The organism is Bdellovibrionota bacterium, from assembly GCA_035292885.1.
Taxonomy (GTDB): domain Bacteria; phylum Bdellovibrionota_G; class JALEGL01; order JALEGL01; family DATDPG01; genus DATDPG01.
Window position 1 is genome coordinate 1 of the sequence record DATDPG010000154.1, and the last position, 9,148, is coordinate 9,148.

Annotated in this window: 13 protein-coding genes; 9 read left to right on the forward strand and 4 right to left on the reverse strand. The window is 56.6% G+C overall.

What is annotated here, in order from left to right:
- From VI895_11230 to VI895_11240, 3 genes are all read right to left on the reverse strand, one after another.
- A partial coding sequence (locus tag VI895_11230) for a sensor domain-containing diguanylate cyclase (GenBank protein HLG20371.1) occupies window positions 1-218 on the reverse strand: 218 nt, incomplete at its 3' end.
- Between the two features lie 34 nt (window positions 219-252).
- Window positions 253-687, reverse strand: a complete 435-nt coding sequence (locus VI895_11235) for a PIN domain-containing protein (protein ID HLG20372.1) — start codon at window positions 685-687, stop codon at window positions 253-255.
- Window positions 684-977, reverse strand: coding sequence for a hypothetical protein (locus tag VI895_11240; GenBank protein HLG20373.1), 294 nt, complete (start codon window positions 975-977; stop codon window positions 684-686). The genes VI895_11235 and VI895_11240 overlap by 4 nt, the downstream gene beginning before the upstream one ends.
- Window positions 978-1,057: 80 nt before the next feature.
- Here VI895_11240 and VI895_11245 point away from each other — a divergent pair, with 80 nt between their 5' ends.
- From VI895_11245 to gcvPB, 9 genes are all read left to right on the forward strand, one after another.
- The gene (locus VI895_11245) at window positions 1,058-1,639 is read left to right on the forward strand and encodes a Maf family protein (protein ID HLG20374.1); all 582 of its coding nucleotides are present in this window, start codon (window positions 1,058-1,060) and stop codon (window positions 1,637-1,639) included.
- Between the two features lies 1 nt (window position 1,640).
- On the forward strand, window positions 1,641-2,354 hold the full coding sequence (locus VI895_11250) for a YggS family pyridoxal phosphate-dependent enzyme (GenBank protein HLG20375.1): 714 nt from the start codon (window positions 1,641-1,643) through the stop codon (window positions 2,352-2,354).
- Between the two features lie 50 nt (window positions 2,355-2,404).
- Complete coding sequence (locus VI895_11255) at window positions 2,405-2,902, forward strand: DivIVA domain-containing protein (GenBank protein HLG20376.1); 498 nt, start codon at window positions 2,405-2,407, stop codon at window positions 2,900-2,902.
- A gap of 35 nt (window positions 2,903-2,937) precedes the next feature.
- Window positions 2,938-3,138 (forward strand): hypothetical protein, encoded by a 201-nt coding sequence (locus tag VI895_11260; GenBank protein ID HLG20377.1) that lies wholly within the window; start codon window positions 2,938-2,940, stop codon window positions 3,136-3,138.
- A gap of 208 nt (window positions 3,139-3,346) precedes the next feature.
- A complete protein-coding gene (gene folD, locus VI895_11265) occupies window positions 3,347-4,204 on the forward strand; it encodes a bifunctional methylenetetrahydrofolate dehydrogenase/methenyltetrahydrofolate cyclohydrolase FolD (protein HLG20378.1) in 858 nt (285 codons plus the stop codon).
- Window positions 4,201-5,298, forward strand: a complete 1,098-nt coding sequence (gene gcvT, locus VI895_11270; GenBank protein ID HLG20379.1) for a glycine cleavage system aminomethyltransferase GcvT — start codon at window positions 4,201-4,203, stop codon at window positions 5,296-5,298. The genes folD and gcvT overlap by 4 nt, the downstream gene beginning before the upstream one ends.
- Window positions 5,299-5,361: 63 nt before the next feature.
- Window positions 5,362-5,763: a glycine cleavage system protein GcvH gene (gene gcvH, locus VI895_11275; GenBank protein HLG20380.1), complete on the forward strand. Its 402-nt coding sequence runs from the start codon at window positions 5,362-5,364 to the stop codon at window positions 5,761-5,763.
- 12 nt (window positions 5,764-5,775) lie between these two features.
- Complete coding sequence (gene gcvPA / locus VI895_11280) at window positions 5,776-7,116, forward strand: aminomethyl-transferring glycine dehydrogenase subunit GcvPA (protein ID HLG20381.1); 1,341 nt, start codon at window positions 5,776-5,778, stop codon at window positions 7,114-7,116.
- Window positions 7,113-8,609, forward strand: coding sequence for an aminomethyl-transferring glycine dehydrogenase subunit GcvPB (gene gcvPB / locus VI895_11285; protein ID HLG20382.1), 1,497 nt, complete (start codon window positions 7,113-7,115; stop codon window positions 8,607-8,609). Before gcvPA ends, gcvPB begins: the two co-directional genes overlap by 4 nt.
- A gap of 12 nt (window positions 8,610-8,621) precedes the next feature.
- Here the strand turns inward: gcvPB and VI895_11290 are convergent.
- On the reverse strand, window positions 8,622-9,148 hold a 527-nt coding region (locus VI895_11290; protein HLG20383.1), incomplete at its 5' end, for an energy transducer TonB.

Below are 9,148 nucleotides of genomic sequence, written 5' to 3' on the forward strand. Positions count from 1 at the left end.
ACCGGAACGTTCCGATCGACGGCCGGTTCGTTGATCAAAATTTCGTAGCAGAGAACCATGTCCTTCTCATCTAGAAGGAGCAACGACCAACTGGTGGGGTGCAGAAGCTCGGAAATTTTTTGCAGGACGATCCGGAGGACCTCTTTGATGTCGAGCGTGGATGTAAGGGTCTTGCCGATCTCGCTGAAGATCTGCAGCGCGTCGACCGTTTTCTTCAATTCAGAGAGGAGTGTTTGGCCTTCCATCGGCGGGCTACGCTGAAGCGGCAACCTCGGTCAGACCCAAGGGCGCGAGGTTTTTCCGGATTCGGTGATCGAACGAAAGAATCGCAAGATTGGGGTGTGTCTTGAGGAATTCCAACGCCGTAGCCAGGTGAATTGCATCGAGAGCGCGGACAGGCTCTACCGGAAACGGTTCGGAGGCTCTCTTGCGTACATCGGCATTGATCTCCATCAGGATCCATCTGCGTTGTGCGGCGGCGAACGCTCCCTGAAGCTCATGTCGTTGGGCGCTCTTTAGGGTGGTCAATGCCTCAGCGCTGATAAGTGCGCGTTCTACCTCGACGCCGGTCAGCGCCGAACTGACAACCGTATCCGCATGTTGTACGGACGCGGCTACAATATTGTGTTCGGCCTCCGTGAGGAGCCAACGGAGTACTGCCGAAGACTCGATGTACAATGTGGTCAATCGCCGCGCACTTCGTCCAGAAGTTTCTGGGCCGTCCCGTCGGGAAGTCGAACGGGCGACGGAGGAAGGTGGGGCTTTTCACCGGACGCCGGAATGACCTTGCCTTCACGAACCCATTGTTCCAATAGGGACGACGGCGCGGGGTGGAGAGAGCCGAAATCCGGCTTTCTCAATTCAGCCACGACCTCGTTACGATCTGTGAGAAAAATCCTGGTTCCAAGCTTTACTTCGCGCAGATACGCGCTCAGGTGATTCTTTAATTCCTTTATGCCCACGCTTTTGACCTCCATCGTGTATCTAAAAGTAGCCCCTAGGGGCTACTTTGTCAATGCCCCGCATGCCTGATACAAAAGCGCGCGGGATGCAAGTAATGGCTCGAATCATATTGGCTTCGGCGTCCCTGCGGCGGAAGGAGCTTTTGGAATCGGCCGGAATTGTCGTCGAGGTGCGGGCGAGTGATATAGCCGAGGTGGGATATGGCGGAGATCCGGCGCACCTGCCTCTTCGGATGGCGAAACAGAAGGTGAAGTCGGTGCGAGCGGCGCTGGGTCCATCGTTTGACGGGTGGATTTTGGGCGCCGATACGGTTGTGGCGCTGCAAAAAGAGACTTTCGGTAAGCCGCACGATGAGAAAGACGCTCGGCGGATGCTCGAAAGGCTCTCCGGACGGGAGCACACGGTCTACACGGGATTTCGTGTGGAAGGGTTCGACGGTGATTTTCGGGAGGGGACGGTGGCTACGGTCGTCGAGTTTGCACCGATGACCAGTTCAGAGATCGATACCTATATTCGTTCCGGCGAACCCTTCGACAAGGCGGGCGCCTATGCGATTCAGGGCAAGGGAGGGAGATTCGTAAGGGCGATTCGCGGTTCTTATTCGAACGTCGTCGGCCTTCCTCTGTTTGAAGTGATTCAAGCTCTGCGCGAACTGGGCGCGATCAAGGATACGTAGAGTGTCCGAGCCTTCCATTGGCGATCGATGGCGATCGGTTCTCGGACGCGTTGAAGCCGACTGTGACCGCGCCAAACGAGAGCGTACCTCCGTCCGCGTTGTGGCTGTGACGAAGGGAGTCGCGGTTGAAAGAATTGCCGAAGCGTACCGCGCGGGGGCCCGGATCTTCGGCGAAAATTACGTTCAGGAACTCTTGCCGAAAATGGCGGCGCTGCCTGGTTTGATTGAGGGAGGTCAGGCCGACTGGCATTTTATCGGATCGCTGCAGTCGAATAAGGCGAAAATGATCGTTGGAAAAGTCGCTCTGGTTCATTCGGTCGACCGCTGGTCGCTCGCCCAAGCGCTGGATAAGGCTTCCAATAAGTCGGCCGGTTTAAGCCCGAAAATCTTGGTGGAGGTCAACATTGCCTCGGAAACGACGAAAGGCGGGATTCCTCCCTCCGAATTGCGTTCGTTTGTGGAACGTCTCTCTCACGAGACGACTTTGGAAACCCAAGGTCTGATGGTTTTTCCACCGTTCAGCGACGATCCGGAACGTTCCCGAGCCTACTTCGCACAGACCCGAAAACTCGCGGAGGAAATTGAAGCGATGAAGCTGCTGCGCGTCAAAATGCGGGAACTTTCGATGGGTGTGACGAACGATTTTGAGGTGGCGATCGAAGAAGGGGCGACGTTGGTTCGGATCGGCACGGCCATCTTCGGCCCGCGCAGCTGAGAGCGCGAAGGACTAGCCTAGTTTGGTCTTTGGCGATACGCTGGCATGCCATGAAACTGACGCCACTGGATCTCGTCCAACAGAAGTTCAAGAAGGGCGTGCGGGGGTACGAAGCGAAAGAAGTGGACGCCTTCTTGGAATTGGTGCGCACCGAATGGGAAGCGCTTCTTCGGGCGAATCAGTCTCAACAAGATGAGCTGGACCGCCGGAAGAAGCGATTGGAAGAGTATCAGGAGAAAGAGCGGACGCTTCAAGACACGTTGGTCACGGCCCAACGCTTGACCGACGGGTTTAAACAGTCGGCCAAAAAAGAGGCGGACATTCTGATCGGCCAGGCGGAACTGCAAGCCGACAAGATTATCCATCAGGCGCACGGCCGGTTGACCGATATCATCGACGAAATCAACGAATTGAAGCGGCAGCGGGCGCTGTTCGAAAGCAAATTGCGCGGGATGCTGGACGGCCATCTTCGGCTTTTGGAGCTTCAAGACGAAGCCCGGAAGAGTGCGCAGATCGAGGATGTGAGCGTCCTTCCCCGCCGCGCGTAACCTTATTGCATCGTTTTTCTATGCCCAGGAAGAGAATGAGGGAGAGCCTTGGACTCCGCGGGACGCCGTTCGATCGGCTTTACGCGCCGATCGACGGCTCGGCTCTCGGCCGTCTCGCTGTTCGATCCATTGATGAGACGGCCTCCGAGACGCCCGCGTCATCCAAGGCTCTCCCTCATTCACTTTCGCTTATAAGAAGAATAGCGGCAGCAGATCTTGCATCGGCGTGGAAATAACACAGTTGTTGTGTAGGCCAAGAGCATGGGTTCGCAGGGCGTCACGGAGGCAGCTGCCTCTATGCGTATAACGATACAGCTGCCGAGTGTCGAGCGGCGCCGAGCGGCGTAACGCGAGGCGACCGCGTCCCTGCGAACCCATGCTCTTGGCGTACGATGCATGGGAACGGAGTTAACAGCCCCGAAAATTCAGGTATAGTGCCGCGCCGTGGCGATCCTCGACGGTAAAGCACTCGCGGCAAAAATTCATGGCGAAATTAAGCGGGACATAGAGGCTTTTACCAAGGAAACCGGGATTCGGCCCGGCCTGGCCGCCGTCCGCGTGGGGGTGAACGAGGCATCGCGCGTTTATGTCAACCGAAAGGCCAAGGCCTGCAACGAGGTCGGGATCTATTCGAAGAAGATTGAGCTTCCGGAAGATACGTCCGAAAAAGCGCTGCTGGAGGTGGTCGACTCCCTCAACCGGGACAAAGAGATTCATGGAATTCTCGTACAGCTACCTCTGCCGAAACAGATTTCCACCGATCGGATATTGGCTGCCGTAGACGTGGAAAAAGACGTCGACGGGTTTCACATCTTCAATGTCGGCCGCCTAGCCGCAGGGCAACCGGGACTCGTTCCATGTACGCCGCTGGGTGTGATTCGGATTCTTGAAGAATACGACATCCCGATTGAAGGAGCGGAGGCGGTTATTGTGGGGCGGAGTCAAATCGTCGGCAAGCCGGTGGCCCAGCTTCTCTTAGCGCGGCATGCGACCGTCACCATCTGCCATTCCCGAACGAAAGATCTCCCCGAAGTGTGCCGTCGCGCCGATATTTTGGTGGCGGCTATCGGCAAGGCGGAGATGATCCGCGGGGATTGGGTTAAAAAGGGCGCCACGGTGATCGATGTCGGGATCAACCGAAAAAAAGAGGATGGCACGCTCGTGGGGGATGTCGCGTTTCATGAAGCCGAAGAGCGGGCGGGTTGGATAACGCCGGTTCCCGGAGGTGTCGGGCCGCTGACCATCGCGATGCTTTTGTCGAATACGCTGAAAGCCGCCAAAGAACGGGCGAGGATCCATTGACCGAGTTAAGGCGAACCCCTCTTTACGAACAACACAAAGCTCTCGGCGCGAAACTGGTCCCCTTCGCGGGTTGGGAAATGCCGGTCGAGTACACCGGCATTTTGGCGGAACATGAGGCGGTGCGGACGAAAATGGGCATCTTCGACGTGAGCCACATGGGCGAAATCGAAATTCACGGCAAGCGGGCGCTCGAATTTTGCCAGCGGGTTTCGACCAACGATGCGTCCCGTTTAAAGGCCGGGAAGATTCAATATTCGGCTATTTGTAATGAAGACGGGGGCGTGCTGGATGACTGCACGCTCTACCGCCTGGCCGACGAACATTTTTTGTTCGTCGTGAACGCCTCCAACAGAGACAAGATCTTCGAATGGTTTAAGGCGCACCCGATGGAGGGGGTCAAAGTGGAAGACCGGAGCGATGATTACGCGTTGATCGCTCTTCAGGGGCGCGGAGCGGAAGCTCTCTTGAGCCGTGTTGTGAAGCGGGACCTGTCGACCATTCTTTTCTACGAATTCACCTGGACCGAGCTGGTCGGGGCGGCGGCGATCATTTCCCGGACCGGCTACACGGGCGAAGACGGTTTTGAAATCTACATTCCGACGAATAAAGCGGCCGATGTTTGGGAGCTGCTCTTGCGGGAGGGCACGAAGGACGGCCTGGTTTCCGTGGGCTTGGGGGCGCGCGATACGCTTCGACTGGAGATGGGTTACCTCCTCTACGGCAACGATGTGGACGAGAGGCACACTCCGCTGGAAGCGGGCATCAGCTGGGCCGTCAAACTCGATAAAGGGAACTTTTTCGGCCGAGAACGCCTGGTACACCAGCGGCAAGAGGGCCTGAAGCGGAAACTTCGGGGAATTAAGATGACCGGCCGGGGGATCCCCCGTTCCCATTACGAAATCCATTTTCATGGGAAGAAGATCGGCGAGATCACGAGCGGAACGTTCTCGCCGACGCTGAAACAGGGTATCGGCCTGGGATACCTGGAAGCCGGGGTGGTGGACGCCATTTCGGTGGATGTGGTCATTCGAGAAAAAGAGACGCCCGCGGTTGTCGTAAAGCCTCCGTTTGTCGCGGGGTCGATCAAACGGTGACGACCGCAGCGAAAAACTTGCGGCCGTTAGGGTTCTATGGTGAGTAACTAAGGGGAATGAACAATGGAATTACCTGAGGATCTTCGGTACACGCGCGAACACGAGTGGGTTCGGATTGACGAAAAAAAGATGGTGGCCACGATCGGCATCACCGATTACGCCCAGGAACAGCTGGGGGATGTGGTCTACGTGGAACTCCCGGAAGAGGGGGAGGACGTCGTCAAGCAAGAACCGTTCGGCAGCGTCGAATCCGTGAAGGCCGTTTCCGATCTTTTCGCGCCGATTTCGGGGGAAGTAGTGGAGGCGAACGACGCGCTGGTTGATTCGCCGGAGATGATCAATGAAGAGCCGTACGGCGAAGCTTGGATGATTCGCGTGAAGATCAAGGATTTGGCCGATCTCGAAGATCTGATGGACTCGAAAGCGTACAAGAAATTCCTCAATTCCCAGACTGAGGAAGCTTAAGCCCTTCCTCACATGCGGGATATCCCCCTTACAAACGCCGATCGAGAGGCGATGCTTCGGAGTGTCGGTATGTCAGCCGTGGAGGAGCTTTTCGCTCACCTGCCGGCCGATGTGCGGCGAAAGACCACGCTTAATCTGCCGCCTTCCAAAACCGAAGCGGAACTTCGCCATTATTTCCGGGAGCTGGGCCGAAAAAATGAGGCGGTCTCGTCCAATGGATGGCTCTCGTTCTTGGGAGCGGGCTGTTACGAACATTTTATCCCGGCGGTCGTCGATAACCTCGTATCCCGCGGTGAATTTGCGACGGCGTACACACCGTACCAGCCGGAGGTGAGCCAAGGGACGCTCCAGGCCATCTTCGAGTTTCAGTCGATGATCGCCAATTTGTTCAGCTTGGATGTGGCTAACGCGTCGATGTACGACGGCGCTTCCTCCATCGCCGAGGCTGTGTTGATGGCGTTACGAATCAAGAAGGGGTCTCGGGTTTATATTTCGAAAGGGGTTCATCCGGACTACCGAGAAACGATCCGAACGTACGTTCGCGACATGGACGTAGAGATTTCGGATCTGGATGTCGATGCGGAAGGGAAGACGTTAACAACGAGGCTTCGGCCGGACAAGGCCGTCGTTGTGGTTCAGCAGCCGAATTTTTTTGGCGTCGTAGAGCCGATCGAGACGATGGCCGAGTGGGTCCACAAAAGTGGCGCTCTTTTCGCCGTAACCACGACGGAAGCCATGGCATTCGGCCTGCTTCGGGGACCGGGATCCCAAGGCGCGGATGTGGTCGCCGGTGAAGGCCAGTCGTTCGGAAATGCCATGAGTTACGGCGGGCCCCATGTCGGTCTTTTCGCCACGAAGAAGGAATTTATCCGGCAGCTTCCCGGCCGCTTGGTGGGTAAGACGGTCGATCAGGAAGGGAAAGACGGCTACGTTCTTACGTTGGCCACTCGCGAACAACACATTCGGCGGGAGAGAGCCACGTCGAATATTTGCACGAATCATTCGCTCTGCGCCCTTCGTTCCTGCATTTATATGGCTTTGGTCGGAGAGAAAGGACTTCGAGAGATTTCGTTGCGAAACGCCTGGGTCGCGCGAAAATTGCGGGCCCGGCTCTTGGAGATTCAAGGCGTACAGCCTCTCTATACAGGGCCGGTCTTCAATGAGTTCGCCCTCCGGCTCCCGATCTCAAGCGACGCCTATCTTGCCTCGATGGAACAGCAGAAGATTTTGGGTGGTGTGCCCCTCTCTCGATGGGACAAGCAACAAGATCGAGAAATTCTGGTTGCATTGACCGAAACCAAATCCGAGGACGACGTCGAACGCTACGTATCGGCCGCGAGGAATTCCCTGTGAAACCGAAGATTCGCGAGGTTCAGCGGGCGTATCATTCGGTGGCCGATCTTTTGGCGGCCAGTCACTCGGTGGGTGAAGCTGATACGAACAGTTACGTTCGCGCAATCCCGGCGGATCAGACGAAGGGACTTTTGCCTGCCGAACTCACGCGGGAGAAAATTGAGAATTTCCCGCAGCTCGCCGAAGTGGAAGTCGTCCGGCACTTTACCCGTCTGTCCCAACTCAATTTTGGAATCGACGGGGGCTTCTATCCGCTCGGATCCTGCACGATGAAATACAACCCAAAAGTGAACGATCAGGTGGCGGCGGAGGACGGCTACGCGTTGCTTCATCCCTGCACGCCGGAGAAATATGCCCAGGGAGCGCTCGAAGTCATGTTCCGGCTCCAGGAAGCGTTGATCTCGATCAGCGGTCTCAAGGCGGCGAGCTTGCATCCAGCTGCGGGAGCGCAAGGAGAATTGGTCGGAGTCAAGATGATCACCGCGTATCATCGGAAATGCGGAGATCAGAAACGGAAGGTCATATTGATTCCGGATTCGGCTCACGGCACCAACCCCGCCAGCGTCGCGCTTTCCGGTATACAGGTGAAGGAACTTCGTTCGAACGAGAAAGGGATTCTCGATATCGCGGAGGTCGAAAAAGCGATGGACGACACCGTCGCGGCCCTCATGGTCACGCTTCCCAATACGCTCGGAATTTTTGAAGAGAATATCGTTGAGATTTCGAAATTGATTCACGACCGGGGTGCGCTTTTGTACTGCGATGGAGCGAACTTGAACGCTCTGGTCGGTCAAGTCGAATTCAAGGCGATGGGCGTGGACGTCATGCACATCAATCTCCACAAGACGTTCTCGACACCTCACGGGGGAGGGGGACCCGGCGCGGGACCGGTCGTCGTGTCGGAAAAATTGACCGAATTTCTTCCGGTGCCGATCGTCCGGGAGAGGGAAGGGCGCTACTATTTGGATCACACGATCCCCTTTACGGTCGGCCGGTTTCGATCGCATTATGGAAACTTCGGAATGCTTCTTCGGGCGCTTTGTTACATCTATGCCTATGGCGCGGAGAAGATTTCGAAGATCAGCGAGGTCGCCGTGTTGAATGCGAATTACATCAAGGCGCAGCTTCGGGAGCATTTCCATCTGCCGTACGATTCACCTTCGCTTCATGAAGTCGTGTTTTCGGACAAATGGCAGCAGAAGGACCATCACGTCACGACGCTCGACATGGCCAAGCGCTTGATGGATTTCGGAATCCATCCGCCGACGATTTATTTCCCCCTCGTGGTTCGGGGCGCAATCATGATCGAACCGACGGAAACGGAATCGAAAAGAGACCTGGATGATTTCGTCGCGGCCATGGTACAGATTTCGGAAGAAGTGAGGTCAGACCCGAAGAAGGTCACATCCGCGCCCCACAATTTGGGGATCAGGCGTCTGGACGAAACAAGAGCGGCCCGCGATCCGAAGGTGACTTGGAACACCGGATCCTAGGACTCCGATCAACTAAAAACGCGCGTAATTGGTAACGATAAAGTGCCAGGACGGGATGACGATTCGCCCGTTCGCCTCAACGAGAGCCGGTGGGGGATTGAGATAGGGGGCGCCGGCCCGCACGGCTCGAACCGCTTCGCGGTCGAGCGCAGGGTTGCCCGAGCTCCCCAATATGCGGACCGATTCGAGGTAGCCGTCTTTCCGCAAAGTGATGCCGACGGTCGTGACATATTGCTCTCTCGCTCGGGTCTCCCGTGAAAGCACGTTCCGAGGATCCCACACGTTTTCCATCTGCCGTTTCATTCGAATGAAGAACGATGCGTAAACGTATTCCCGCGTGTTCAGAAGAGTTTCATCCCCCATGGAAATTTCGGGCAAATAGTTGGTTGGAGCGCGGGAGGCGACGCTCGGCCCGGCCGCGTGTTCTTTCAAGAACGAATCGGACAGCTCCAGTTTCAGTTTGCCCTGCTCCCCGGGTGCGGCTTGCGTCGTACCGTATCGTGCGACCTCCTTCCCGGCCGAAGTTCGTTCTCTTCCCG

What these genes read in the sequence shown, in the direction of transcription:
- VI895_11240 (HLG20373.1), bottom strand. Translation starts at nt 977, where the DNA reads ATGGAGGTCAAAAGCGTGGGCATAAAGGAATTAAAGAATCACCTGAGC.
- VI895_11245 (HLG20374.1), top strand. Translation starts at nt 1,058, where the DNA reads ATGGCTCGAATCATATTGGCTTCGGCGTCCCTGCGGCGGAAGGAGCTT.
- VI895_11255 (HLG20376.1), top strand. Translation starts at nt 2,405, where the DNA reads ATGAAACTGACGCCACTGGATCTCGTCCAACAGAAGTTCAAGAAGGGC.
- VI895_11260 (HLG20377.1), top strand. Translation starts at nt 2,938, where the DNA reads ATGAGGGAGAGCCTTGGACTCCGCGGGACGCCGTTCGATCGGCTTTAC.
- gcvH (HLG20380.1), top strand. Translation starts at nt 5,362, where the DNA reads ATGGAATTACCTGAGGATCTTCGGTACACGCGCGAACACGAGTGGGTT.
- gcvPA (HLG20381.1), top strand. Translation starts at nt 5,776, where the DNA reads ATGCGGGATATCCCCCTTACAAACGCCGATCGAGAGGCGATGCTTCGG.